At 50.7% G+C, this 26,035-nt stretch carries 20 protein-coding genes; 11 read left to right on the forward strand and 9 right to left on the reverse strand.

Annotation, left to right across the window (positions count from 1 at the left end; genetic code table 11):
• Both C9J01_RS26785 and lpdA read left to right on the forward strand, forming a co-directional pair.
• Positions 1–951: 2-oxo acid dehydrogenase subunit E2 (locus tag C9J01_RS26785; protein WP_201797876.1), on the forward strand; the 951-nt coding region annotated here is incomplete at its 5' end.
• A 184-nt stretch (positions 952–1,135) separates the two neighbouring features.
• Positions 1,136–2,566 (forward strand): dihydrolipoyl dehydrogenase, encoded by a 1,431-nt coding sequence (lpdA, locus tag C9J01_RS26790; protein ID WP_107301141.1) that lies wholly within the window; start codon positions 1,136–1,138, stop codon positions 2,564–2,566.
• 212 nt (positions 2,567–2,778) lie between these two features.
• On the opposite strand, the gene C9J01_RS26795 is transcribed toward lpdA, so the two are convergent.
• The 3 genes from C9J01_RS26795 to C9J01_RS26805 form a co-directional block, all read right to left on the reverse strand.
• Entirely contained in the window at positions 2,779–3,246 is a 468-nt protein-coding gene (locus tag C9J01_RS26795; RefSeq protein ID WP_107301142.1) for a hypothetical protein, read from the reverse strand.
• A 15-nt stretch (positions 3,247–3,261) separates the two neighbouring features.
• Positions 3,262–5,328 carry an LruC domain-containing protein gene (locus C9J01_RS26800; protein ID WP_107301143.1) on the reverse strand — a complete coding sequence of 689 codons (2,067 nt, stop codon included), beginning with the start codon at positions 5,326–5,328 and terminating at the stop codon, positions 3,262–3,264.
• A gap of 279 nt (positions 5,329–5,607) precedes the next feature.
• Positions 5,608–7,524 carry a methyl-accepting chemotaxis protein gene (locus tag C9J01_RS26805; RefSeq protein WP_107301174.1) on the reverse strand — a complete coding sequence of 639 codons (1,917 nt, stop codon included), beginning with the start codon at positions 7,522–7,524 and terminating at the stop codon, positions 5,608–5,610.
• A gap of 131 nt (positions 7,525–7,655) precedes the next feature.
• Between C9J01_RS26805 and C9J01_RS26810 the strand changes: the two genes are divergently transcribed.
• Both C9J01_RS26810 and acnB read left to right on the forward strand, forming a co-directional pair.
• Complete coding sequence (locus tag C9J01_RS26810; RefSeq protein WP_237157070.1) at positions 7,656–9,896, forward strand: patatin-like phospholipase family protein; 2,241 nt, start codon at positions 7,656–7,658, stop codon at positions 9,894–9,896.
• 274 nt (positions 9,897–10,170) lie between these two features.
• Positions 10,171–12,768 carry a bifunctional aconitate hydratase 2/2-methylisocitrate dehydratase gene (gene acnB / locus C9J01_RS26815; protein WP_107301145.1) on the forward strand — a complete coding sequence of 866 codons (2,598 nt, stop codon included), beginning with the start codon at positions 10,171–10,173 and terminating at the stop codon, positions 12,766–12,768.
• A 208-nt stretch (positions 12,769–12,976) separates the two neighbouring features.
• On the opposite strand, the gene C9J01_RS26820 is transcribed toward acnB, so the two are convergent.
• The 4 genes from C9J01_RS26820 to C9J01_RS26835 all read right to left on the reverse strand — a co-directional run bounded on the left by C9J01_RS26820 (position 12,977) and on the right by C9J01_RS26835 (position 17,444).
• Positions 12,977–13,438, reverse strand: coding sequence for a DoxX family protein (locus C9J01_RS26820; protein WP_107301146.1), 462 nt, complete (start codon positions 13,436–13,438; stop codon positions 12,977–12,979).
• Between the two features lie 295 nt (positions 13,439–13,733).
• Positions 13,734–14,870: a glycerate kinase gene (locus C9J01_RS26825; RefSeq protein ID WP_107301147.1), complete on the reverse strand. Its 1,137-nt coding sequence runs from the start codon at positions 14,868–14,870 to the stop codon at positions 13,734–13,736.
• Positions 14,871–14,882: 12 nt separating this feature from the next.
• The gene (locus tag C9J01_RS26830) at positions 14,883–16,148 is read right to left on the reverse strand and encodes a GntP family permease (protein ID WP_107301148.1); all 1,266 of its coding nucleotides are present in this window, start codon (positions 16,146–16,148) and stop codon (positions 14,883–14,885) included.
• A gap of 159 nt (positions 16,149–16,307) precedes the next feature.
• Positions 16,308–17,444, reverse strand: a complete 1,137-nt coding sequence (locus tag C9J01_RS26835) for a sugar diacid recognition domain-containing protein (RefSeq protein ID WP_107301149.1) — start codon at positions 17,442–17,444, stop codon at positions 16,308–16,310.
• Between the two features lie 117 nt (positions 17,445–17,561).
• Between C9J01_RS26835 and C9J01_RS26840 the strand changes: the two genes are divergently transcribed.
• The 6 genes from C9J01_RS26840 to C9J01_RS26865 all read left to right on the forward strand — a co-directional run bounded on the left by C9J01_RS26840 (position 17,562) and on the right by C9J01_RS26865 (position 23,735).
• Positions 17,562–17,930 (forward strand): YacL family protein, encoded by a 369-nt coding sequence (locus tag C9J01_RS26840; protein ID WP_107301150.1) that lies wholly within the window; start codon positions 17,562–17,564, stop codon positions 17,928–17,930.
• A 193-nt stretch (positions 17,931–18,123) separates the two neighbouring features.
• Positions 18,124–18,462 (forward strand): P-II family nitrogen regulator, encoded by a 339-nt coding sequence (locus C9J01_RS26845; protein ID WP_107301151.1) that lies wholly within the window; start codon positions 18,124–18,126, stop codon positions 18,460–18,462.
• A 25-nt stretch (positions 18,463–18,487) separates the two neighbouring features.
• Positions 18,488–19,717, forward strand: a complete 1,230-nt coding sequence (locus C9J01_RS26850; RefSeq protein WP_107301152.1) for an ammonium transporter — start codon at positions 18,488–18,490, stop codon at positions 19,715–19,717.
• Between the two features lie 161 nt (positions 19,718–19,878).
• On the forward strand, positions 19,879–20,892 hold the full coding sequence (locus C9J01_RS26855) for a Fe(3+) ABC transporter substrate-binding protein (RefSeq protein WP_107301153.1): 1,014 nt from the start codon (positions 19,879–19,881) through the stop codon (positions 20,890–20,892).
• Between the two features lie 180 nt (positions 20,893–21,072).
• Complete coding sequence (locus C9J01_RS26860; RefSeq protein ID WP_107301154.1) at positions 21,073–22,701, forward strand: ABC transporter permease; 1,629 nt, start codon at positions 21,073–21,075, stop codon at positions 22,699–22,701.
• Positions 22,701–23,735, forward strand: a complete 1,035-nt coding sequence (locus C9J01_RS26865) for an ABC transporter ATP-binding protein (protein ID WP_107301155.1) — start codon at positions 22,701–22,703, stop codon at positions 23,733–23,735. The genes C9J01_RS26860 and C9J01_RS26865 overlap by 1 nt, the downstream gene beginning before the upstream one ends.
• Positions 23,736–23,818: 83 nt before the next feature.
• On the opposite strand, the gene C9J01_RS26870 is transcribed toward C9J01_RS26865, so the two are convergent.
• Positions 23,819–24,409, reverse strand: coding sequence for a TetR/AcrR family transcriptional regulator (locus C9J01_RS26870; protein WP_107301156.1), 591 nt, complete (start codon positions 24,407–24,409; stop codon positions 23,819–23,821).
• Positions 24,410–24,630: 221 nt separating this feature from the next.
• Here C9J01_RS26870 and hpt point away from each other — a divergent pair, with 221 nt between their 5' ends.
• Positions 24,631–25,164, forward strand: coding sequence for a hypoxanthine phosphoribosyltransferase (gene hpt, locus C9J01_RS26875; protein ID WP_107301157.1), 534 nt, complete (start codon positions 24,631–24,633; stop codon positions 25,162–25,164).
• Between the two features lie 68 nt (positions 25,165–25,232).
• Here the strand turns inward: hpt and can are convergent, their stop codons facing one another.
• Positions 25,233–25,886, reverse strand: coding sequence for a carbonate dehydratase (can, locus tag C9J01_RS26880; protein ID WP_107301158.1), 654 nt, complete (start codon positions 25,884–25,886; stop codon positions 25,233–25,235).
• Positions 25,887–26,035: the final 149 nt, after the last annotated feature.

The raw sequence follows: 26,035 nt of genomic DNA on the forward strand, positions 1-26,035 counted from the left end.
GGCGACTTCCAGGAAAACAACGAGTACGCTCACGCGTCTCCAGTTGTTCGCCGTCTAGCTCGCGAGTTCGGTGTTAACCTGTCTAAGGTTAAAGGTACTGGCCGTAAGAACCGTATCCTGAAAGAAGACGTTCAGAACTTCGTTAAAGAAGCACTTAAGCGTCTTGAGTCTGGTGCTGCGGCATCTGGCAAGGGCGACGGCTCTGCACTTGGCCTACTACCATGGCCGAAAGTTGACTTCAGCAAGTTCGGTGAGACTGAAACTAAGCCTCTATCTCGCATCAAGAAGATCTCTGGCGCTAACCTGCACCGTAACTGGGTAATGATCCCTCACGTTACACAGTGGGACAACGCAGATATCACTGAGCTAGAAGCATTCCGTAAAGAGCAGAATGCTATCGAAGCGAAGAAAGATACTGGCATGAAGATCACTCCGCTTGTATTCATCATGAAAGCGGTAGCGAAAGCGCTAGAAGCCTTCCCAGCGTTCAACTCTTCGCTGTCTGAAGACAACGAAAGCTTGATCCTGAAGAAGTACGTAAACGTGGGTATCGCTGTTGATACACCAAACGGCCTAGTTGTTCCTGTGTTCAAAGACGTGAACAAGAAAGGTATTTACGAGCTATCTGAAGAGCTAATGGCAGTGTCTAAGAAGGCACGTGCTGGCAAGCTAACTGCTGCTGACATGCAGGGTGGCTGTTTCACTATCTCAAGCCTAGGCGGTATCGGCGGTACTGCGTTCACACCAATCGTGAATGCACCAGAAGTTGGTATCCTGGGTGTATCTAAGTCTGAAATGAAGCCTGTGTGGAACGGCAAAGAGTTCGAACCACGCCTACAGCTTCCTCTGTCTCTATCATACGACCACCGTGTGATCGATGGCGCGGAAGGTGCTCGCTTCATCACATACCTGAACGCGTGTCTGTCTGACATTCGCCGTCTGGTACTTTAAGGTTTCCTAACCCAACCTCCATGCCTGCAAAAGCGGGCATGGAAGTGTTGTGTAGCTCACAGGCTATAGCAATTTACTTTTCAGTTTGTTAACACCTCTGTAAAATCGTTAGCCAGCTGAAACAAAAAAAGTAGAACACGAATACTTAGCCTGTTAGGGATAAAAGACTTACAACGAGGTCATGATGAGTAAAGAAATTAAAGCCCAGGTAGTGGTGTTGGGTTCAGGCCCTGCAGGATACTCTGCGGCATTCCGTTGCGCCGACCTAGGCCTAGACACGGTTCTAATCGAAAAATACAGCACGCTAGGTGGTGTATGTCTAAACGTGGGCTGTATCCCATCTAAAGCCCTGCTTCACGTTGCTAAAGTAATCGAAGAAGCTAAAGCGATGGCCGATCACGGTATCGTATTTGGTGAACCACAGACTGATATCTCTAAGATCCGTCTATGGAAAGAAAAAGTAATTAACCAGCTAACTGGCGGTCTTGGCGGCATGGCTAAGATGCGTAAAGTTAACGTAGTTAACGGTTACGGTAAGTTTACTGGTCCTAACACTATCGTTGTGGAAGGCGAAGAAGGTCAAACGACTATCAACTTCGACAACGCTATCGTTGCGGCAGGTTCTCGTCCTATCGAGCTACCTTTCATCCCGCACGAAGACCCACGTATCTGGGACTCAACTGACGCGCTTGAGCTGAAAGAAGTTCCTGAGAAGCTACTTGTAATGGGTGGCGGTATCATCGGCCTTGAAATGGGTACGGTATACCACGCGCTGGGTTCAGAGATCGACGTGGTTGAGATGTTCGACCAGGTTATCCCTGCTGCTGACAAAGACATCGTTAAAGTCTTCACCAAGCGCATCAAGAAGAAATTCAACCTGATGCTAGAAACCAAAGTCACCGCTGTTGAAGCGCGTGAAGACGGTATCTACGTATCAATGGAAGGCAAGAAAGCACCTGCTGAGCCAGTACGTTACGACGCTGTTCTTGTGGCAATCGGCCGTGTACCAAACGGTAAGCTGATCGACGCAGAGAAAGCGGGTATCGAAGTTGACGAGCGCGGCTTCATCAACGTTGACAAGCAGATGCGTACTAACGTTGCTCACATCCACGCTATCGGTGACATCGTTGGCCAGCCAATGCTTGCTCACAAAGGTGTGCATGAAGGCCACGTTGCCGCTGAAGTTATCTCTGGTAAGAAGCACTACTTCGACCCTAAAGTTATTCCTTCAATCGCTTACACCGAGCCAGAAGTGGCATGGGTTGGTAAGACCGAGAAAGAAGCAAAAGCTGAAGGCATCAACTACGAAGTGGCGACATTCCCATGGGCAGCTTCTGGCCGTGCAATCGCTTCTGACTGTGCAGACGGTATGACGAAGATGATCTTCGACAAAGACACTCACCGTGTGATCGGTGGTGCTATCGTAGGTACTAACGGTGGTGAGCTGCTGGGTGAAATCGGTCTAGCGATCGAGATGGGCTGTGATGCAGAGGATATCGCTCTGACTATCCACGCTCACCCAACGCTACACGAATCTGTTGGCCTGGCTGCAGAGGTATTCGAAGGTTCAATCACTGACCTTCCTAACCCGAAAGCGGTTAAGCGTAAGAAGTAATTCTTGCAGCTTTGAAAGATATGAAAAAAGCGCCCTAGGGCGCTTTTTTGCGTTTGGGAAGGGAAGATCCTAGAACCTAGATCCTGGAAGGAGCACTAATCGGGCCAAGGGAAGGCAAAGTCTGAATTAAGAATTTCATACGTCAGTTTTGACTGAGGTTTCCCCCGAGCCCAGCCTCCCCAGAATCTAGGAACTAGGATCCAGCCCCCTATTTATGGATACGCATACCCCTCGCCATCCACCGCAAACACATCGGTAACAGGGCTGATACCAGTATCTGCGAACATTACTACCATCAGCAGCGATTGTTGCTGCTTGCCGATGGTTATTGTTTGGCTGAGCTTGCCGTTGTCGGTGACCTTCATCAGCAGCTGGGAGTCCGGGTTAGGGACCGGGTTGCTGTCACTCCCGCTCCAGTCTTGGTAGAAGGCGATGTAGGCGCGCTGGTCGGTCACGGCGCTGACATCAACGTTGACTTCAAGTTGTTGGCTAGTGGTGAAGTCGTAACCCGGGGCAACCTTGATGCTCGCCATAGTGACCGGTTCTTCCTCGCTGCTTCCACTCGCATCGGCAGGAGAGCTACCCGAAGAGGCACTGTCTCCACCTCCGCCACCACCGCCGCATGCAGTAAGTCCCATCGCCAATATCCAGCCGCAAAGTAGTTGTTTGTACTGTTTCATAACGGAAATCTCCCTTTATTCCAAGCCGTAGATATGTTGGCTGACACGCTTACCTCGGGTGAACCAGTCAACATGGTTACCTGAAGTGGCGTAATCAAAGAAGCGTGGGTAGGCCAGTAACATATCGACCTGCTCCAGTGGGTGGGACCAGCTTTCGGTGATGATAAAGCCCCAAGGCAATCCATTTTCAGTGCGGTATAGGCTGCCAAGGCCGCTATCGCTTCGGTCATCGTAATTGCCCATCAGCTCCAGGCTGGCGTTGCCGAGTTGGGTTGGCTCGTAGTCGTCGAGGTGGATCTCCAATCCACGGCCAAGAGAAGTATCAGCGCCATGGTGCAGGCCATCCACCGCGAAAATAAAGGGGTCAAATGGCGCTGCCGGCAAGGTCCAGGATTTCACGCCAGCGTCCAGTGGGATGGTGACCGAGAAGCTGAATTTCTCTACTTCCTGGCAGTTTTCACGGGTGCGATGGAATCGGCAGCCCGTTTGGACATCGGCATTGAGATCGTTGGAGATAATCAGTACCGCATTGCCTTGACCAGCTTCCAGTGGTGAGTCGGCAACCAAGCTACCGTTGCGACTGAATAGGATGTTGCCTTCATCAACCGAGTTGCGGGCAAGCAGCGGCAGGTGGATGCCAAAACCATTGTGGTAGTCGGCGCCGAGTGCCTGCAGGGTACCGTTGATTTTGATCTGGCGGGTATCGCTGTTTTGGTCGGTTTTAATTTCGACCTGATAACGCATTACCACATCATTGAGGTCATAGTCGCCTTCGCGTGGCCAGCTGTCTTCGAAGGCAGCAGTGAAAGGCCCGTAGCGGAAGGTATTGAGCTGGTCATTTTCCAATGTGACTTGGTAGTCTTCCACCTCGCCGTCAGGTGCACCGCCAAAGGCTGGTAGGCTCTGCGCGCTGCTGAAGCGGAATCGGGCCCAGGTATCACCGGCGGTAATGAAGTCGGGCACATTGACTACGATGGAGTTCATACCGGCTGACAGGGCTTGGCCGGTGCTGATCTGCTCGCTGGTGTCATTGAAGTCACCGTCTTTGTTCCAGTCAATCCAGGCGTTGAGGAAACCACCTGACTGGTTGGCAGTGACAGTTATCATCGCCTGTTCGCCGTTTTGTAGCGGGGTGATGATAACGCCATCTTCGTCATCAATACCGGTTTCATCATCGCTGGTACCAACAACTGACTCACTATCTGGCGCAATCCCACCAAGATATAGGCTATTGTTGCTCTGATCGTGACGGGCACCGTTGTTGTCAACTGAGGTCTGGTAGGAGTCGGGGGCGTCGCCAAGGTCTATCGCTTCGATGGCGACGGGGGCAGAGGCACAGCGGACACCGTCATTAAGGCCGGATTTTGGCCCAGCGGCAAACTGGGTGGCGGTAGGGTTAATATTGTCAGGGTCTGAGACATCAATGGTAAAGATGATCCCGTCTTGGTTGCGGCTGAAATAGAATTTGCCGCTGGCCTCGAAATAGGCTGCACCGAATGTCCCTGTCACACCGGCATTACCCAGGATAGTCTTGCTGCCATCGTTTGGGTTGATGCGGTAGAAATAGCCTCGTTTGTTGTCGACCGCATAGATGTTGCCATCTTCTGGGTGGAAGGCGAAATCTGTTAATTTCATACTCGAATCACTGCCCTCTATCTTGCTTGCCTTGAGGTAGTCAGGACTGCTCTCATCGAGTGGGATAGTGTAGAGACCCGAGCGGTAGAGGTAGTAGGTGTTGTTGGCGACATCTCCGACGTAAAAAGGTGAGTCTGGCAGGCCCGTCACCGGTAGGTCGGTAGCAGTGAAATCATTTCCGACCCTGACCACTTTCTTGTTGGTGGTATTAAAGGCATAGATAAAGTTGTCGGTTTCGTTGTAGCCCGCTGCGTTGAGGTTACCCACTTGGCCAATATCCGTTTGTAGGGTCTGGTATGCACCGGTCAGCAAATTGACGCCATATACGTTGGTTTGCTTGTCCTGCATTAGGAAAGCAGTGTAAGGACAAGTATCAAAAGCTGCACTGTGGCCGTATTGGCTCCACAGCAAAAAAGGCACGACTGAAAGTATAATTTTTCTATCCATTGTAAAAATCCCCCTATGACTGGTGGATATGAATCAAATTTAGTGCCAGTTATTTAAGCCTTTGTTTTTGTTGGTCTTTGTTCTTGTGGTTGGCTTGGGGATAGTAAGTTGCTGCAAATTTTAATTAATTTATCGGCGAAGTTATTTTTAGTTTGCGACGCATTCTGTCGGTGAAGAGGGGAAAGAGTGGCTAGGTTGGTGGCAAAAAAAGGAGAGCGGTGTGCTCTCCTTAGGACAAAAAAATGCAAATTATCGCTGTAACTTACACAACCCAGTGCGTTACAACTTGAAGGTGCCGACCATATCATCCAGGCGCTTGGATAGGTCACGCAACTCTTGGCTTGATTGCGCCAGCTGGGAAGCCGTATCTGCAGTGCGCTGGGTCGTCTCGTTGATATCTTCAATGTTGCAATTAATATCGCTAACCACGGTTGACTGCTCTTCCGTTGCCGTTGCTACCTGAGTGTTCATGTCTGAAATCAGGGTGATACGATCAGAAATCGACAATAGGGCACCTGAAGCTTCATCTGCCGCTGAGACTCCGTCGGAGGTCAGTTGACGGCTCTGTACCATGGCATTGACCGCATTACTTGCCTCTTCTTGCAGGCGGTTGATCATTGCTTGGATTTCATCGGTCGAATCTGCCGTGCGGCTAGCGAGGCTGCGGACCTCATCGGCCACAACGGCAAAACCTCGGCCTTGTTCACCGGCGCGGGCTGCTTCAATGGCGGCGTTGAGTGCCAGCAGGTTGGTCTGTTCGGAAATACCCCGGATCACATCAAGGATGCTGCCGATCGCTTGGGTATTGCTGGCGAGCGATTCAATCACCTCGCTGACCTGAGTAACATCATTGGACAGCTGGTTGATGGTGTCACGGGCTTGGCTGACTACCTGCTGGCCGCTCTGGGTTTCGTTCTCGGCATTGTGCGCGGCATCGGCTGCCTGTGCGGCATTGTTGGCGATCTCATTAACCGTAGCACCCATCTCGTTAATCGCCGTCACGACCTGAATAGTACGGTCACGTTGGCTGTGGCTGGTATCTAGGGTAATTTCCGCCTGATGGGCGACAGATTCCGCAGCTTCACGCAGGCTGTTCCCGGTTTCGGCCACTTCTTTCACTGAATAATGGATCTTACCGATAAAGCTATTGAAGCCTGATGACAGCTGGGCAATTTCATCGTTGCCTGCTACTTCAATACGATGGCGCAGATCCCCTTCACCTTCACCAAGATCCTTGAACATTGCCGCTAGGCGTGCAATTGGCTGGGTGATGTTGGTACCTAACCAGATAGCCAGCAAGACAAAGACAGCCGCGATACCTGCCGTCCACAACATGATTTGCTGACGAGCTTGGTTGAGCTCGGCAAAGGCTTCCTCAAGGGGCAGCTGGGCCACAACATACCAATCCATGGATGGGATGTAGCTGGTGGCCACCAATACATCTTTGCCATTGATAGTGTGCTGGACAATATTGAAATCGTCTTTAGCCATCAAACTTGCTGCTGCCTGGGCGCCATAGAGGTTCGATAGCTTCATTTTACCCATTACGCCTTTGTCTCGGTGGATTTGGACTAGGCCTTGGCTATCGGTAAGGAATACAAAGCCGCTTTGCTCCAATTGGAATTGGTTGATAAAGCGCACCATCTCACCTAGCGACTTAGAGAGTCCGGCCATGCCTTTGCCATGTAATTGCTGGTAGTTAACGAATAGCTTCATATCGCCGTTATTCTCGCGGAATACACTTAATGAACGTGCTTGGCCTGATTGGGTGAAGTTATAGAACCAGGCATCTTGCTGCGGGGTCAAACGACGTAGAAAACCGTTCTGGTTCCAATAATCACCACTGGTACGATCAGCAACTGAGGCATCGAACAATTGGTATTGGTTTTTGATATCATTCAGCCGCTGGATGATTTTGTTTTCATCGGCTTGCGTTCTACCATCATGATAAAGGTCGGTAATAAAACGGCTGGAGGCCAACTGCTCGGCAGCTGCCAGCATCAGTGACACTTCTTTATCAATGGTATTGCGGATTTGTAGCAGGGTAGCGGGAAGCTCCGACTGCATTAACCGGTTTTCGACCACTTGCCTAGATTGTTTCTGGCTAATAATGCCAACTAGCAAGGTAGAAGCGAGAACCGCAAGGACCATAGCTAGGATCAGCTTTTGTTTGATTGTGAATTGGTTGAACTTCATAGTCTTTATAGTTTTGTCTGAAGATGTGAACGAAAATGCGTTCACGGAATAAGTAGCCCATGACTCAAGAACAGCCATTTGCGGCAACTCACAGCGTGTTATGTTATCTGCACTCCTGTTGCAGAACTTTAGTGCTAAGTATCACATTTTTGTGCTTGTTCAGCGTAACTTTTTCTTCTTTTGCGTTTGCCAAAGAACGCCCTAAGGTTGGGGTGGTGCTGGGCGGTGGCGGAGCCAAAGGTGCCGCCCATATCGGTGTGCTTAAAGCGCTGGAAGATCTCCAGATCCCGGTGGATTATATTGCCGGTACCAGTATGGGGGCCTATGTTGGCGGCTTGTACGCTACCGGGATGAGTGCTGATGAGATTGAAGCCCTGCTAACCAGTGTCGACTGGGAACAGGGCTACCAGGACAGGGTGAAACGCGGCGACCGCCGGGTGCGGGAAAAGCAGCAGGAAGACCGATACCAGGTAAGCAGCGAGTTGGGCTTTGGCTTTTGGGAGGTGAGGGCACCGAGAGGGATCGTACAGGGCCAGACGATGGGCGAGATCCTACGCTCGACATCAGGCAACCTGCCGGTGTTCGAGAATTTTGACCAACTGGTGATCCCATACCGCGCGGTGGCAACAGATATCGAAAACTTAGAGCCGGTGGTGCTTGATAAGGGCGATTTGGCTGAGGTGATGCAGGCCAGTATGTCTATCCCTGGCCTACTTCCACCCAAAGAGCTCAATGGCAAGTTGCTGGTGGATGGTGGCATCACCGACAACCTGCCGATAGAGGTCGTGCGCAACATGGGGGCCGATATCATTATTGCGGTTGATATCAGCAACGAATTCAAAAAGCGCGATGAGCTCAGCAGCTATTTTGCGGTGATGGACCAGCTGACAGACTTTATGGTGCGTGATAATGCCGATCGTCAGATTGCGTTGCTGTCGGATGAAGATTTCCTGATCAGGCCGAATATCAGGGGTATTAAAACCGCCGATTTTGCCCGGATGCCTTTGGCCTTCGAAAGCGGCTATGTCGAGGTGATGGCAATGGCCGATGAGCTTGCCCACCTTGGCCGCAGCACCTGGTTCCAGAACTATATTGACCAGAAACAGCTTCGCCGACGCCAACTTGTCCCGCTCGACGAACTGGTCGTGGACGAGATACGGCTGAAGAACAACAGTAGCTATTCCGACGATGTGCTGCTGCGACGCCTGCAACTTGAGGCAGGCAAGGTGATCAGCTCTGAAGAGCTTGATGAGAGTGTGCGTAGCCTCTATGCCTTGGATCGCTTTGAGCGGGTCGATTACCGGATAGAGCAAATCGATGATGAGAATGTCATTTTGCTCGATGTCAGGGAAAAAAGCTGGGGACCGAACTTTATTGACTTCCGTTTTGCCCTTGAGGATGATTTTGAAAACAGTACCGATTATTCCTTCGGTATAGCGTTCAATGTTACCGGGCTGAGCCGGGCCGGGGCTGAGTGGCGTACGGAGTTGGAATATGGCTCGGACAAGCGTATTGCCACCGGGCTTTACCTGCCGTTTGTCAAAGACAATGATTGGTTTACCCTAATAAGCGCCGAGTACAAGAATACCGATTACAATATCCCGCTCAATGAAGACGAGCCTGTTTTGGAAGACATTGATTCCTTCTTTCCTGCCACCTATACCGATACTGTTTTTGATGCATCGTTTGGCTGGCAACCAACTCTTTGGCAGGAATTCCGGATTGGCATGCGCTACCTAAGTGGTGAAACTGAAGTGCTGGGGTTCCCCGAGTTTGGGGTGCAAAAACGTAGGAGTCAAATTGGCTATATCCGCTACAGCCTTGATACCCTGGATGATTTTATGTTGCCCAAGCAGGGTAATTTGTTGGAGCTTGAACTGGCTGGGTCGGAAGACGTTGCCCGCAGATTTGGGGTTGAGCTCGATGATTTTTCTGTTCATATCGATGCAAACTGGAAGGGTGCTGTGACTTATGGTGACCATACCTTCATGGGCAAGCTGGAATATGGCCGGATTCGCTCGGACCTTGACCTGAGGCTTGACCCTAAAGAGTTGGGGGGCTTTCTCAACCTGTCTGGGATCCCGAAAAATAGCCTATCGGGTAACAACAAACTCTTTGGTGCAGCAATTTACCGCTACAACCTGATGGAGCAGGATTTTGGCCTATTCAAGTCTTCGGTCTTCTTCGGTGGCTCGTTAGAGTACGGCGGGATATACAACGATCCCGAACTGGATTTCAAGGATGTACCGCTTTACACCGCGGGTAGTTTGTACTCAGGTATCACCACTCCGATGGGACCACTGATCTTGGCCTATGGGCGTACCGAACAGTCAAACCATGCATTTTATGTCTTCTTTGGCGGGGCGCTGTAATTTAACAGGCTGATATCAAGGTAAAAAGCCAACGGTGAGCTCAACAGTTGCTTACATTTATTCAAAATTTGTGAATGTTGTAAAAAACGACCGGATTTTAATATTACGTTAAATCTGGTATGCTCGATGAACGGTTTTGGTCTCCGTTGGCTGAAATAGTAACATTTCTTATGTGACAGAAGGAATAACAAGCCCTTCCAGCATGCTAACGGCAGATCAATCACTTCCAAGGATGTTTGGCCATCGCGGCCAAACCTAAAATGAGGAATATGTCGTGCTTGAAGCCTACCGTAAACACGTCGAAGAACGTGCTGCAGAAGGAATTGTTCCAAAGCCGCTCGATGCTGAGCAGGTTGCCGCCCTGGTTGAATTACTGAAGACTCCACCAGCCGGTGAAGAAGCCTTTCTGCTAGATCTCCTGGAAAATCGTATTCCCCCTGGTGTAGATGAAGCCGCCTATGTGAAGGCGGGTTTCCTTGCTGCACTAACAACAGGCGAAGCGCAGTCCCCGATCGTCAGCAAGGAAAAAGCTGCCGAACTACTGGGTACCATGCAAGGTGGCTATAACATCGAGCCGCTGGTGTCATTGTTGGACGATGACGCCCTTGCACCAATTGCGGTTAAAGCGCTGTCTCATACTCTACTGATGTTCGATGCCTTCTATGACGTCGAAGAAAAAGCCAAAGCGGGCAATGCCTTTGCCAAGCAGGTGATCCAATCTTGGGCTGATGCCGAATGGTTCCTGTCTAAACCAGAACTGGCAGAAAAAATCACCCTTACCGTATTCAAGGTCACTGGCGAAACCAACACTGATGATCTGTCTCCGGCACCAGATGCCTGGTCGCGCCCTGATATCCCGCTACACGCCCTTGCGATGCTTAAAAACGAGCGTGAAGGTATCGAACCAGAGCAGCCAGGTTCAATCGGTCCTATCAAGCAAATTGAAGCACTGAAAGAAAAAGGCCACCAACTAGTTTATGTCGGTGATGTAGTCGGTACGGGCTCTTCCCGTAAGTCGGCGACCAACTCGGTATTGTGGTTCATGGGCGATGATATCCCTAACGTGCCTAACAAGCGTGCTGGTGGTTACGTACTTGGCGGTAAGATCGCGCCAATCTTCTTCAATACCATGGAAGATGCCGGAGCATTGCCAATCGAGGTCGATGTGACTGCGCTGAACATGGGTGATGTAATTGATGTCTACCCATACAAAGGTGAAGTCCGCCGCCACGGTAGCGACGATGTGGTTTCTACCTTCGAGCTGAAAACCGATGTATTGATTGACGAAGTGCGTGCCGGTGGCCGTATTCCTCTGATCATCGGCCGTGGTCTGACTGACCGTGCCCGCCAGGCTCTGGGCCTTGCATCTTCTGATGTGTTCCGCCGTCCGGTTGCCGTTGAAGATTCAGGCAAAGGTTACACCTTAGCCCAGAAGATGGTCGGCAAAGCGTGTGGTGTTGAAGGCGTTCGCCCTGGCACATATTGTGAGCCGAAAATGACAACGGTTGGTTCGCAAGATACCACTGGTCCTATGACCCGTGACGAGCTGAAAGATTTGGCTTGTCTAGGCTTCTCGGCTGAACTGACTATGCAGTCGTTCTGTCACACCTCGGCTTATCCTAAGCCGGTTGATGTGAACACCCACCATACCCTACCTGATTTCATCATGAACCGTGGCGGCGTGTCGCTACGTCCGGGTGATGGTGTTATCCACTCATGGCTGAACCGTATGCTATTGCCAGATACCGTAGGTACTGGCGGTGACTCGCATACCCGTTTCCCATTGGGTATTTCGTTCCCGGCAGGTTCTGGTTTGGTCGCGTTTGCGGCAGCAACCGGTGTTATGCCGCTTGATATGCCTGAATCTATCTTGGTTCGCTTCAAGGGCGAGATGAAAGAAGGCATTACCCTGCGTGACCTTGTTCATGCCATCCCTTACTACGGCATTAAACAGGGTCTATTGACCGTTGAGAAAGCCGGTAAGATCAATGAGTTCTCAGGCCGCGTACTGGAAATCGAAGGTGTTGAGCACCTAACGGTTGAGCAGGCGTTTGAGTTGTCCGATGCATCTGCCGAGCGTAGTGCGGCCGGCTGTACCGTTAAACTTTCTCAAGAGTCGATTGCCGAGTACCTGAACTCGAACATCGTGATGCTTAAGTGGATGATCTCTGAAGGTTATGGCGACCGCCGTACCATCGAGCGCCGTATCACGGCGATGGAAGAGTGGTTGGCAAACCCTGAGCTGATGGAAGCCGATGGCGATGCCGAGTACGCGCATGTTATCGAAATCGATTTGGCTGAAATCGACGAGCCAATCTTGTGTGCGCCAAACGACCCGGATGATGCTCGCCTGCTGTCAGAAGTTCAAGGCACGTCTATCGACGAAGTGTTCATCGGTTCTTGTATGACCAACATCGGCCACTTCCGTGCGGCAGGTAAACTGCTAGAGAAGTTTGGCGGTACGCTTGATACCCGTCTGTGGGTTGCACCACCGACCAAGATGGATAAGGACCAACTGACCGAAGAAGGTTACTACGGTATCTTCGGCCGTGCAGGGGTTCGTATCGAAACGCCGGGATGTTCACTGTGTATGGGTAACCAGGCCCGTGTTGCCGACAACGCAACGGTGATGTCGACATCGACCCGTAACTTCCCGAACCGTCTGGGTACCGGTGCCAATGTGTACCTGTCTTCAGCAGAGTTAGCGGCAGTAGGCGCAATCCTTGGTCGTATCCCGACCAAGGAAGAGTACCTGGAGTACGCCAAGCAGATTGATGCGACGGCAGCGGATACCTACCGTTACCTCAACTTCCACCGCATGGACCAGTACACCAAGAAAGCGGATGATGTGATTATCCAGCAGCCAGCTTAAGGCTCAGTTGCTACTAATAAAAACGCCTCCATTTGGAGGCGTTTTTGTTTAGAAGGCGCTGTTGGTTGCCTGATATCAAACAATATTTTAAAAATGCGTAAATACGTCCATGTAGCTCCGACCTGGAACGCCAGCCCGGTGCTTCCATGCAGGTAGGTTTTAAACTTTTGCTTAGATATCAGTTTTAACTTATGGCCTCACCTATTAATTATGCGCTTTTTTCTTTCGCCAAAGCCTTGGCTTTGCGGCGCTTGCTGAGCCAGAAATGCTCAAGGCCGATACGGCCGCCGCCCTGTACCATCAGGGTCAAATAGACCAGCGAGTAGATAAAGGCCAGTTCTGCGCCCGCCCAACCTTTCAGCATTCCCACTGCGTAAGTTGCCGTACCCATAGTAAACAGCAACACCAACGCGCTGATACGGGTAAAGGCACCCAGCATCAGGGCGATAGAACCCAGTACTTCAGCCAGCATTGCCAACACCAAGCTCGGGGTAGAGCCGATACCGAACGGGTCGATAAAGGTGGGGGCCAGTTCGCTGAAGTTCATGATTTTGCCGATACCGTGGGTCAGCATTGCGCCACCGATGGCCAAACGGAGCAACAGCAGAAGCAGATCTTCGATGCGGTGAGATCCGTTGCGGCCGGATAGGAGAGCAAGTAGTTTGTCCATGACAGGATCCTTTAAAGAATAAAGAGGAGCTTGCTCTATTAGACTACGGCTGACATGACTTTAATCTGAATGGCGAAGATCAATGTGTGGTTCTGTGAGGAAGCTAACACCTTTGGGGTAGAGGCTGGGCGCGTGGCGAGGGGTAATAGGCTAGAGGCTAGAGTGATATGACCCCCGTAAAGTAGACACGGGGGTTAATTTCTCAGTTCGTACATAAAGTAAGTGAAGCGGGGACAAAAAGTAAAGCCGACACAGATGTACCGGCTTTTGATATTAGTTTGCTAATCGGAATGGCTTAGCGCTTGCCGACTGTCAGCATGGCGGCAACGTTGCGTGCGGTCATCTCGACGTTGAACGCGGCTTCTTCCATTGCTGTCTTCAGCTCCATAGCACGTGGCGTTACGCTAAATACTGCGTCGATGCCGTGGTCGTAAACTGCATCACAGTCTGCTGCCAGGCAGCCGGCAATACCAACTACCGGGATATGGAAGCGCTTGGCTGTGCGGGCAACACCGATTGGGGTTTTGCCGTGTACGGTCTGGCTGTCGATGCGGCCTTCACCGGTGATCACCAAGTCAGCATCTGAACAAACATCTAGCAGGTTAACCGCATCCATTACAATGTCGATACCCGGGCGAAGGCTGGCATCTAGTAGGCCAAGCAGGGCAGCGCCAAGGCCACCGGCAGCTCCGGCGCCAGCCATGTCTTTCACATCACGGCCTAGTTGGACCTTGATGATGCTGGCGTAGTGGGCCAGGTTAGCGTCAAGCTGCTCGACCATTTCTGGTGTCGCGCCTTTTTGTGGGCCGAAGATATGCGACGCGCCTTTCGGGCCACATAGTGGGTTGTCGACGTCACAGGCTACTTCCAGTTTCACGGTTGCAAGGCGTGGGTCCAGATTGGTCTTATCGATGGTTGCGATACGGGCTAGCTCGGCACCGCCGAAACCAATCTCTTCACCGTTTTCGTCAAGCAGGCGGATACCCAATGCCTGGGCCATACCGATACCACCGTCGTTGGTGGCACTGCCACCAATACCAACGATGATATGCTCGACACCTTTGTCTAGAGCGGCTTTGATAAGTTCACCGGTACCGAAAGTCGTGGTTTTCAGCGGGTTGCGTAGCTCTGGCTCAACAAGGTGTAGGCCAGAGGCTGCAGCCATTTCGATAATTGCGGTGCGGCCATCGCCCATTACACCGTAGAAACCTTCTACCTGCTCTCCTAGAGGGCCGGTAACAGCTTGCTCGATAATAGAACCATTAGTGGCATCAACCAGTGACTGCACGGTGCCTTCACCGCCATCAGCCATAGGTAGTTTATGGTACTCCGCTTCCGGCAGGACTTGGCGGAAACCCGCCTCGATAGCCGTTGCCACTTCCATGGCTGTCAAACTCTCTTTGTACGAATCTGGGGCAATAACAATTTTCATGACTATAAATCCTTAAACGAAGAAACCGAATACACCGAAAATGAGGGTTGAGACGACGGCAATCATCAGGCCGACTGCTGATTCGTAAGGGATCAGCTTGAGACGCTCTTTGATATCCATATGAACAGCGCCACCCGTGGCATGGAAGAAGCTGCCGTGAGGCATGTGGTCCAGTACAGTTGCACCAGCGTGGATCATCGCCGCACCGGCTAGTGCTGGTACGCCAAGCTCAAGGATGGTGTGGCTAAATACGCTAGAAGCAACGGCAGTACCGGCAGTGGTTGAAGCGGTAGCCAGTGCCATCATCGAACCAGAGATTGGGGCTAGCAGGTAAGATGGCAGGCCAGATGCAGTTAACAGGTCAATTAGGCCGTCTTTCAGGCCAGAGTTGGCAATGATGCCAGCCAGTGTACCGGTACCTAGTAGCATGACCGCAACAGGTGCCATACGGGTTAGGCCAGACACCGCAAAGTGGTTGGTATCGCGGAAGCGGCCCATGACAACGGCACCAACCAAGCCACCTAGCGGTAGGGCGATTAGCGGGTCAACATTGATACCGGCAATAGGGCGAAGTGCCAACAGGGCAATAGCGATAAGCGGGGCAACAATCGCAGCGCCGAATTTTGGTAGGCGGCTGTGGTCGATTTTGACGACTTCGTGCTCGGCAACTTTGCTACCACGGTTAACTAGCTTTTTCGCAATGAAGTAGGCGAAAGCCATACCGCAAAGGCCCGGGATCACACCGGCAGCCATGACAGACGTCAGCGGGACATTGAAGGCATCGGCTGCAGCAATGGCATTTGGGTTCGGCGACATGATGTTACCGGCCTTACCGCCACCGACCATGGCAAGCAGGATAGCCATTTTCGATAGGTCTGCACGGCGGGCAATAGCCAGTGCGATAGGAGCAACGGTGATTACCGCAACGTCAACGAAGACGCCGACAGCAGTCAGGATCATGGTTGCGACAGCCAGTGCCAGCAGGGCACGGGTTTCACCGACTTTTTTGACGATGGTTTCAGCGATAGAGGTCGCGGCACCAGATTCAATCAACACACCGGCAAGTACACCGGCTGCCAAGATACGCAATACCGCAGTGACAATGCCTTGTGCACCGCCAATCATTAGGTTTACGGTATCGGTCAGCGATACGCCACCGACGATACCACCGACAAGGGCACCGATGATCATGCCGTAGGCTGGCGGGACTTTTTTCAGGATCAGGCTAATGGCCACTACCAGCGCGGCTAACGCGCCCAGTGTTGATACTTCTACCATGTTCTATTCCACGTCAAAATTAAAAAAGAAAAAATCAAAATTCCTAACTGCGGTGGAATGTACTCGGGCAAGCAGCGTTTGGCTTTAGGCGAGGTGACGAAAAATCATCACCTCAAAATCATATTTTTGTGCAAGTGCACAATTTAAGGCTTTTTTGAACTAGCAGGAGAGGGCGAGGTATAACCGGGTTTTATCGGATAAGTTATTGATGTTTAAATTTGTTTCTTGTTCGATGCGATCAAGCCTATAACGCAGGGTATTGCGGTGAATATGGAGCGTTTCGCACGTTTGAGCTAAATCACAATTCTGAGCAAAAAATACCTTCAGGGTCTTTAGCAGGGTGCCTTTAGGGTCATTTGCTTTGAGGGCTTCCAGTGGTTGCATCAGTTGTTCATAGCGCCACGGGTCATCTTTGAGGCTGCTTAGCAGAACAGGCAGCAGGTGATCTTGGTAGAACAAAACACTCTCTTCATTGCTCCCTGCCTTGAGGGTCGCCTGGGCAGTTTGGAAAGAGCGCGACAGTCCTTGAAGCCCGGGAAAATAGTCGCCGAGGGCAATTTGGATTGAGAAATGGCTCTCTTTGGCAACCCGCCGCATGAGTTTGTTGATCCGCTTCTGCTCGATAGAACGCGACCAACCTGAATCTTCCAGTGTGATCGGTTTGAGTACCACTATCTCATTGAGCGAGACCGAATGGATCCCGACGAGGTTATCGCGCTCGGGGTATTCGAGCAGGTGGACCATTTTCTGTAGGTGTTCAAGGGATAGCGATTCACCAGCGGCAGGGATTACTTTGACCAGGGCGGCGATGCGCGGCTGGGCCAGATCAAGATCCAGCTTCTGGGCGATGGAGTTTAATTGGGCATCATTGAGTTCGGTATCTTTGATCAGCTGCAGTACCAACTCTTCGCGGTGGCGCTTGTTCCACTGCACCTGCGACATCAGCGCTTCTTGCTCGACGATCAACTCGGCGGTCATCTTGACCAGCTCACCATAGTTACGCACCTGATCCGGTGTGCCGGAGATCCCCACCACACCTATAATTTGGTCGCGGAAGACAATTGGCAGGTTGATCCCGGGCTTTACCCCTTTAAGTTGCAGCGCGGTGCCGGGGTCGATTTCAACCACCCGGTTATCGGTGATCGCCAAGATAGCCCCTTCATGGCGCTGGTTGAGGCGGCTAGGATCGCCGGAGCCAATGATCCGGCCATATTCGTCCATCACGTTGACCGAGTGCTTGATGATTTTCATCGCCCGCTCGACGATTTGGCGGGCAATGGTCGCATTGAGTTGCATTTCTGTGTCAGATCCTGAAAATGTGCGCTCTTGCGCGAAGGATGGCAGAACGCCGTCCGCTCAAACAAGTGTACCATCATTGCACATTAGATCACTGACATCACACAGAGGATAGCTATGGATTACGACTTTAAGAAAAATACCCTGGACGGTAGCTATCATGCGGTTTTCTCAATGGGGCATGAAGCCCTGGGCCGTTGGCTGGTGGAAGAGATCGGCAAGGACTTCGATAAGATAGATACCGTGATGTCCCAGCTTGGTGCATTGAAAAACAGTACCCAGGAGTGGCGAATTATCGGTGACGAGCTGACCTTGAGCCTGCAGGACAATGAAGCCGTGGTACAGGCTAACTATCTGTTTTCTGAGGATGACACCGAGCTGGAAGATAACCTGGATTTTTATGATGAAGAAGCGGTGGCAGTGTGCGGGTTTGAGGACTTTGCACAGGTTTTGACGGCATGGCGTGCGTTCGTTACCCGTTTTTGATCTCTGACGCCGGCGAACGGCTAAAAATGCTTCATTTTAGTGAAAGGGCTGCACCATTAGGGTGCGGCCTTTTTTGTATCAAAATCACATTATATTTTAAGTTGTTGAAATTAAAGAATTAAAAAAGTTGGCACGTTGCTTGTTTGTTATTGAACTGTGATTGAGAAGGAATTCTGTTTTCGAGGAGCAGGCAATGAAATTAATCAACGCAATAATCAAACCATTCAAGTTGGACGATGTACGTGAAGCGCTAGCAGATGTTGGTGTAGAGGGGATGACAGTCTCAGAGGTCAAGGGTTTCGGTCGCCAGAAAGGCCACACCGAACTGTACCGTGGGGCTGAGTACCAGGTGGATTTCCTACCAAAAGTGAAGCTAGAAATTGCGACTCAGGCAGAAAACCTAGAAGCCATTATCGAAGCCATTTCAAAGGCAGCACAGACCGGCAAGATCGGTGACGGCAAGATTTTTGTTTACGACCTAGACCATGCAGTACGTATTCGTACCGGTGAAACGGATTTAGAAGCGTTATAAGAATTAAGCGTAGGGGACGAAGATTATGGAACTAGCAACGACTGTAAGTGAGCTGCGTTACGCACTCGATACTTTTTACTTTTTGATTTCTGGTGCACTGGTTATGTGGATGGCAGCGGGCTTTGCCATGCTGGAAGCCGGCTTGGTGCGCTCGAAGAACACCACTGAAATTCTAACCAAGAACTTCTGCTTGTATGCCATCGCTTGTACCATGTACCTGATTGTTGGCTACAACATTATGTATGTCGACAATGGCGAAGGCGGCTGGCTACCATCGATTGGTGCCTTGATTGGTACTCAGGCAGAAGGTGCAGACCACTCATTGGAATCTGATTTCTTCTTCCAGGTAGTATTTGTTGCGACGGCTATGTCTGTTGTATCGGGTGCAGTTGCCGAGCGTATGAAGCTGTGGTCATTCCTCATTTTCTCTGTCATTTTGACTGGCTTCATCTACCCACTGGAAGGTTACTGGACTTGGGGCGGCGGCTTCCTGTCTGAAGCTGGCTTCAGTGACTTCGCTGGCTCAGGTATTGTTCACATGGCAGGTGCTGCTGCAGCGCTAGCGGGTGTGATGCTACTGGGTGCTCGTAAGGGCAAATACGGCAAGAACGGTGCGGTCCACCCAATCCCGGGTTCTAACATGCCGCTGGCAACACTGGGTACCTTCATCCTGTGGCTGGGCTGGTTCGGCTTCAACGGTGGCTCACAGCTGATGGTTTCTGACTTCGAAAACGCAACAGCAGTTGGCCAGATCTTCCTGAACACCAACGCGGCTGCGGCAGCGGGTGCCATTGCTGCACTGGCAGTGTGTAAGACGACTTGGGGCAAGGCTGACTTGACCATGATCCTCAACGGCGCGCTTGCTGGTCTGGTTGCCATTACGGCGGATCCACTGTCTCCATCGCCAATCGCTTCTGTGATTATCGGTGTGATTGCTGGTGCACTTGTGGTCTTCAGCATCATCGGTTTTGACAAGATTAAGATTGATGATCCAGTCGGTGCTATCTCGGTGCACGGTGTGTGTGGTTTCTTCGGCCTGATGGTTGTGCCATTCAGCAACGGTGATGCGACCTTCGGTGCTCAGCTTCTGGGTGCGGCAGTCATCTTCGGTTGGGTATTCGCGGCAAGCTTGGCGGTATGGGCTGTGTTGAAGTACACGGTAGGTATCCGAGTAACAGAAGAAGAAGAGCTGGCGGGTATGGACCTACACGACTGTGGTATCGACGCTTACCCAGAGTTTGTGAGTGTGAAATAAGTAACATATATTTAGTTCACACCTTTAAAAAAACGCTGCCGAAAGGTGGCGTTTTTTGTTTTTTCTTGCTTTTGCGCATTGTTTTGCTTTTCGTCTACAGTATAATTGAGCGATATTGATAACCGTTATCATTACATTTTGCGTTTAAGGGAAGGATTATAATGAAAAAGCTGTTGGCATCGGCAATTCTAGTGGGCTTGGCGGCTCCTCAGGCGGCAATCGCGGCTGAAGAAGTGAATGTTTACTCTTACCGTCAGCCATTCTTGGTTGAGCCAATGTTCAAGGAATTTACTGCTGAAACGGGCATTAAAGTAAACGTTAAGTTTGCTAAAGAAGGTTTGGCAGAAAAGCTACAGCAGGAAGGTCAGTACAGCCCTGCAGATGTCGTATTGACAACGGATATCAGCCGCTTGGTTGAGCTTTCAGATAAAGAACTAGTACAGGCTGTTGATAGCAAAGTGATTGATGCCAACGTACCTGCACAGTTCCGCGATAACGAAGACGAGTGGTTCGCGCTAACGCTACGTACCCGTAACGTTTACTCTTCTCGTGACCGTGTAGGCCGTCTACCAACTGATTTCGATTACGCTGATCTGGCTAAGCCTGAGTGGAAAGGCAAAATCTGTACGCGCTCTGGCAAGCACCCATACAACATTTCTCTAGTTTCTTCGATGATTGCTCACTACGGCGAAGCTGAAACTAAAGAGTGGCTAGAAGGCTACAAAGCAAACCTAGCTCGTAAGCCGCAGGGTAATGACCGTGCGCAGGTTAAAGCCGTTAAAGAAGGTCTTTGTGACCTAGCTATCGGTAACAGCTACTACCTAGGCAAAATGGTTAACGATGACAAGCAGAAGTCTTGGGCTGAAGCGGTATACATCAACTTCCCAGGTCAGGAAAACAACGGCACTCACGTAAACGTAAGTGGCATGGCAATGGCGAAATACGCGCCTAACCAGGAAAATGCCCTGAAGCTGATGGAATTCCTGACTGGCGACAAAGCCCAGCAGATGTATGCAGAAGTTAACTACGAGTACCCAGTCAAAGAAGGCGTTAAGCGTTCTGAGCTAGTGGCTTCTTGGGGTGACTTCAAAGCAGATGAAGTTTCTCTGGATAAAGTTGCCGAGTACCACAGCACAGCTATCAAACTTCTAGATGAAGTGAAGTTTGATCTGTAATTGGTTACAAAAAATGGGGCGTAATGCCCCATTTATTGCTCAAGGCTAAGTACTTTTTCCAATAAGTTGTGGTAGTTTCTCCCCTCCTGTAGCAAGGTTTTCCCCCTAAGTCGGGAATGAGCGGCAGGAGAAGTGCACCGGTGCCACTTCTTGATTGCAAAAGGTACTAAGTAGTTAGCAATGAAAGAAAAATATCTCTTCTGGCGGACCAGTGGTTGGGGCTTTTCCCTGCTGCTGGTTTTGCCTATTCTGGCCATTTTTTACACCGCCCTCGGTGAGACCGATGACGTCTTCTCCCATCTGATGGGAACAGTGATGTCGACCTATGCCGCCAATACGTTTTGGCTGGTGGCGGGTACCCTGATTTTGGCTCTGCTGTTTGGCTTGCCTGCCGCTTGGATCATGGCGATGTGCCGTATTCCCGGTGAGCGGGTACTGCAGTGGGCGCTGGTGCTTCCTTTGGCCATGCCGGGCTATATTATCGGTTATATCTATACCGATTGGTTCGATTATGCCGGCCCGGTTCAAATTCTGCTGCGTGATATTTTTGGCTGGCAGACTATCCATGACTACTGGTTCCCGAATATTCGCTCGCTGGGCGGTGCCTGCCTTGTCCTTGCATTGGTGCTTTATCCATATATTTACCTGCTGGCCCGTGCGGCGTTTATGGAGCAAAGTACGAGCCTGTTGCAATCAGCCCGTCTACTTAAGTGCAGTCCGCTAGATAGCTTCCGCCGTATTTCCCTGCCGCTGGCCCGTCCGTCGATTGCCGTGGGGATGTCCCTAGTGGCGATGGAAACCTTGGGGGATTTCGGTACTGTTAGCTATTTTGCTGTTAACACGCTGACTACGGCGGTCTACGATACCTGGCTTGGTTATTCCAACCTTAATGCCGCTGCCAAGATTTCGGCCATCATGCTGTTGGTGATTTTCGTGCTGATCAGCGCCGAGCGTTTCAGTCGCCGCAAACAGAAAATGTTCCAGCAGGAGTTCGAACATGGTGATGATATCCGTTACACCTTGTCGGGATGGAAGAAGTGGGTAGCTATGGGTTGGTGTTGGGGCCTGATTGGCTTTGCCTTCCTATTGCCTCTGATGCAGCTTTGTTACTATGCCTGGCATTACTTCGGTGACAGTTGGACCAGCCAGTTCCAGCAATACAGTATCAATAGCCTAAAAGTCTCGCTGATTACTGCTGTGTTGGCTGTCGCCCTAGCGTTGATCGTGAACTTCTACCGTCGACTAGATGGCCGCAGTATCACTGTGGTACCGACGCGGATTTCATCTTTGGGCTACGCTGTACCGGGTACAGTGTTGGCTATCGGTGTGATGATCCCGCTAACCAGTGCTGATCACCTGCTTAACGATTTCACTATTGCCAATGGGCTAGGTCGGCCTGGACTGATTTTCTCCGGCACCATGTTTGCCATTATTTTTGCCTTCGTGGTGCGCTTTGCTGCGGTGGCTGTGGGGAGTATCGAAAGTAGCCTGGCCAAGATCCCGCCGTCTTTAGATATGGCATCCAAAACCATGGGTTATGCGTCGATGGCGATGCTGCGCCGCGTCCATCTACCTTTGATCCGCCGTGGTTGCTTGATTGCCGGCCTACTGGTGTTTATTGAGTCGATGAAAGAACTCAATGCCGCCTTGCTACTTCGCCCATTCAACTTCGAGACATTGGCAACCTATGTCTATAATTTCGCTTCTGACGAGCAGCTTGAGCTGGCTGCCTTACCGGCGATCCTACTGGTCATTGTTGGCCTGATCCCTCTGGTGATGGTTAACCGTTCTTTGGAGCAGAAACACTGATGACTCACGCATTATCTGTAAGCAACCTGACTTGTAAATATAACGGTCAGGCCGTATTGGAAAACTTGTCCCTGCCAGTCAAAGACAATGAAATTGTCTGCCTGCTTGGTGCCAGTGGTTGTGGTAAAACAACCTTGCTAAAGGCCATTGCGGGCCTGCTGCCGCTGGAAAGTGGTGTTATCCATATCAATGGCCGAACGATTGCTGATGAGCACACTTGGTTGCCGCCTGAAAAGCGTAACATCGGGATGATCTTCCAGGACTATGCCTTGTTCCCTCACCTGACCGTTGCGGAAAACATTGCTTTTGGCCTGCGTGATTGGAGCAAGGAAAAAGTGACGGCCAAGATCCAGCAAATGCTCGAATTGGTACGTTTGACTGGCCTTGATGACCGTTATCCGCACCAGTTATCTGGCGGCCAGCAGCAGCGTGTGGCTATTGCCAGGGCATTGGCCTGCGAGCCAGATTTGATTTTGCTTGATGAGCCGTTTTCCAATATCGATACCCAAGTTCGCCATGGCCTGATCAAAGAGATCCGCCGTATCTTCAAGGCGCAGGGTGTGACCGCGATTTTCGTTACCCACAGCCGCGAGGAAGCCTTTGCCTTTGCCGACCGGATGGCGGTAATGAACAACGGGGTGATCGAGCAATTCGGTACCGCGACTGAGCTTTATTACCGTCCGAGTAGCCGCTTTGTTGCCGAGTTCCTTGGTACGGGCTCATACTTGCCGGTAACACTGGCTGATAGCCAAACCTTATCGACTCCATTTGGGGCAATTAACGTCAATAGTGCGCCGGCTAGCAACGGCGATGCAGAATGGCTGCTTCGTCCGCAGAACCTCAACGTTCAACCGGCAGAAGATGGAGCAGGGGTGATCACCGAGCAACTGTTTATGGGTGACATTTGCCGTTATACGGTCGAATTCCAAGGCCATAGCCTGATTGTTAACTCGCACCTCATCCTGCAGATTGGTGAGCGTGTAGCCGTCACCCTGGAGCCACACGACCCGGTCGTGTTTGCCGCGGCTAGCTAACCGTTGAGCTAAATGTACTGAAGAAAAACAACAAGGCCGGTCATCATGACCGGCCTTGTTGTATTGGGTGCCAGTAAGGCCCGTTATTTTCTGAAAAGCGCTTTGATGTGATTGTCTGCCAATGCCTGCATCTCTTCCCGCTCCGGGGAGATATTGGCTTGCAGGTAAACAATGTAGCACACCCCCTGGAACTGCCAGGCGAGGTCATGAGCAGAAAGGTTGCCCGGAAGGTTGGCCTGTTCGAACTTCTCGGCAATTTTTGAGAAGTTATCCTGGTTGCTGCTGACAAAATGGGGCCAGATGTCTTCCCGCACTGATGTGCTCCACTCGAACCATACCTTCAACCAGTCTTTTTGTTCGACCACTTCATCGATCAGGTGGTAACAAATAGCCGTTAGCTGCTGCTCGAAAGGCTGATCACTGGCTAAGTTCTCGTCCACCATAGCCTTGAAGTGCTGCTCAACCTGGGTCAAGACTTCTTCGACTAAGGCTTCACGGGTCGGGAAGTAGTTAAAAACGGTGGCCACAGAAACATTGGCCATATCGGCGATATCTGCATGTCCTGCACGGCCGATGCCGCGTCGGGCAAAAACATCCAAAGCGAAGTTGAGTAGCTGTTCTTTACGTTTTTCTGGGGATAGACGGGTCCTTGTTCTTTTCGCGATCGTATCCATGTCTCTGATTCCTAGCTCAATTGTCATTATTTTGGTTATGATTTGTACACGCGTTCACTTTACAGTAGCAACTAGTTATATTCAATCATGTTTTATTCATTCTGTATCATATAATTGACAGGGTCGATAAAATAACTATTACTTTGTAGTGGTGATAGAATAAGGCTCCGTTTTACCGCAAGCCGACAGGCGGCAGGTCAGCCGTACTGATGGAGATAAAGATGAAACATACCATTGAAGTAATGATTTCTGAGCAGGACGTTCAGGCACGTGTAACAGAGCTGGGAAAGCAAATCACTGAACATTATAAAGATTCCAAAGATCTGGTCATGGTGGGTCTACTACGCGGCTCGTTCGTATTTATGGCTGATCTGGCTCGTGCAATTGAACTGACTCATGAAGTCGACTTCATGACCGCATCAAGCTACGGCAACACGATGGAAAGCAGCCGTGATGTGCGCATCCTTAAAGACTTGGATGATGACATCAAAGGTAAGGACGTTTTGTTGGTTGAAGATATTATCGATACTGGCAATACCTTGAATAAGGTGCGTGAAATCCTGTCGCTGCGTGAACCAAACTCAATTGAAATCTGTACCCTGCTGGATAAGCCTTCGCGCCGCGAAGTTCACGTAGACGTGAAGTGGGTGGGTTTTGAAATTCCTGATGAATTCGTTGTTGGTGTAGGTATCGATTACGCCCAGAAGTACCGCCACCTGCCATATATCGGTAAAGTCGTTCCGCTGGAAGACTAATACTGATTTTAAAGCATTAAAAAAGCGACTGGTCGACAGTCGCTTTTTTGTATTGGATACCTGAGTGATTAGCCTTTGTGAGGCAGGATCTCGGCCATTGCAGCGTTGTATGAGGCTTCAAGCGACTCACGGCTAGTGGCAGTTACACCAAGGTTACGTAATTGGCCATTACCAATACCGTAAATCCAACCATGGATCTTCACTTGCTGGCCACGCTCCCATGCTTGCTGCATGATGGTCGAGTTACCTAGGTTGTAGACCTGATAAGCGACGTTGAGCTCGCAGAGTTTGTCGTCCCACTCTTCACGAGGCAATTGGGCAAGATCATCTCGGTGCTTCATGAACAGATCACGGATATGCAGTAGCCAGTTGTTGATAAGGCCAAGTTGTGGGTTTTCGATAGCGGCAGTCACACCGCCACAGCCATAATGGCCGCAGACAATAATGTGGCGAACTTTCAGTACGTCGACGGCGTACTGGACCACTGACAGGCAATTAAGATCGGTGTGGATGACCTGGTTGGCCACGTTTCGGTGAACAAAGAGCTCGCCGGAATCCAATCCGGTTAGGCGTTCGGCGGGAACTCGGCTGTCGGCACAACCGATCCATAGGTATTCTGGGTGCTGGGCTTTCGCAAGATGGCTAAAGAATTCCGGATTTTCATCCTTGATGTTCTCTGACCAAGCAACGTTATTTGCGAATAGCTGTTTAATATCTGCCATGATGATGCCTTTCTCTGATATTTTATACCCGCAGTTCAGGGAAGCTCCCTGGTGCTGGGGAAAAACAAATTTACATAGGTATCAGTCCTGCTGTCAGTCCTGAGACCTATGTAAACCGGATGTAACTATACACAAGCTGTCTCGATATC

The organism is Photobacterium rosenbergii (assembly GCF_003026455.1).
GTDB classification, from domain to species: domain Bacteria; phylum Pseudomonadota; class Gammaproteobacteria; order Enterobacterales; family Vibrionaceae; genus Photobacterium; species Photobacterium rosenbergii.

Coding starts and splice junctions, on each gene's coding strand:
- C9J01_RS26820 (WP_107301146.1), bottom strand. CDS start 13,438: ATGGACAAACTACTTGCTCTCCTATCCGGCCGCAACGGATCTCACCGC.
- C9J01_RS26835 (WP_107301149.1), bottom strand. CDS start 17,444: ATGCAACTCAATGCGACCATTGCCCGCCAAATCGTCGAGCGGGCGATG.
- C9J01_RS26800 (WP_107301143.1), bottom strand. CDS start 5,328: ATGGATAGAAAAATTATACTTTCAGTCGTGCCTTTTTTGCTGTGGAGC.
- hpt (WP_107301157.1), top strand. CDS start 24,631: ATGAAACATACCATTGAAGTAATGATTTCTGAGCAGGACGTTCAGGCA.
- C9J01_RS26850 (WP_107301152.1), top strand. CDS start 18,488: ATGGAACTAGCAACGACTGTAAGTGAGCTGCGTTACGCACTCGATACT.
- C9J01_RS26860 (WP_107301154.1), top strand. CDS start 21,073: ATGAAAGAAAAATATCTCTTCTGGCGGACCAGTGGTTGGGGCTTTTCC.
- lpdA (WP_107301141.1), top strand. CDS start 1,136: ATGAGTAAAGAAATTAAAGCCCAGGTAGTGGTGTTGGGTTCAGGCCCT.
- C9J01_RS26805 (WP_107301174.1), bottom strand. CDS start 7,524: ATGAAGTTCAACCAATTCACAATCAAACAAAAGCTGATCCTAGCTATG.
- C9J01_RS26845 (WP_107301151.1), top strand. CDS start 18,124: ATGAAATTAATCAACGCAATAATCAAACCATTCAAGTTGGACGATGTA.
- C9J01_RS26865 (WP_107301155.1), top strand. CDS start 22,701: ATGACTCACGCATTATCTGTAAGCAACCTGACTTGTAAATATAACGGT.
- C9J01_RS26870 (WP_107301156.1), bottom strand. CDS start 24,409: ATGGATACGATCGCGAAAAGAACAAGGACCCGTCTATCCCCAGAAAAA.
- C9J01_RS26825 (WP_107301147.1), bottom strand. CDS start 14,870: ATGAAAATTGTTATTGCCCCAGATTCGTACAAAGAGAGTTTGACAGCC.
- can (WP_107301158.1), bottom strand. CDS start 25,886: ATGGCAGATATTAAACAGCTATTCGCAAATAACGTTGCTTGGTCAGAG.
- C9J01_RS26830 (WP_107301148.1), bottom strand. CDS start 16,148: ATGGTAGAAGTATCAACACTGGGCGCGTTAGCCGCGCTGGTAGTGGCC.
- C9J01_RS26855 (WP_107301153.1), top strand. CDS start 19,879: ATGAAAAAGCTGTTGGCATCGGCAATTCTAGTGGGCTTGGCGGCTCCT.
- C9J01_RS26840 (WP_107301150.1), top strand. CDS start 17,562: ATGGATTACGACTTTAAGAAAAATACCCTGGACGGTAGCTATCATGCG.
- C9J01_RS26795 (WP_107301142.1), bottom strand. CDS start 3,246: ATGAAACAGTACAAACAACTACTTTGCGGCTGGATATTGGCGATGGGA.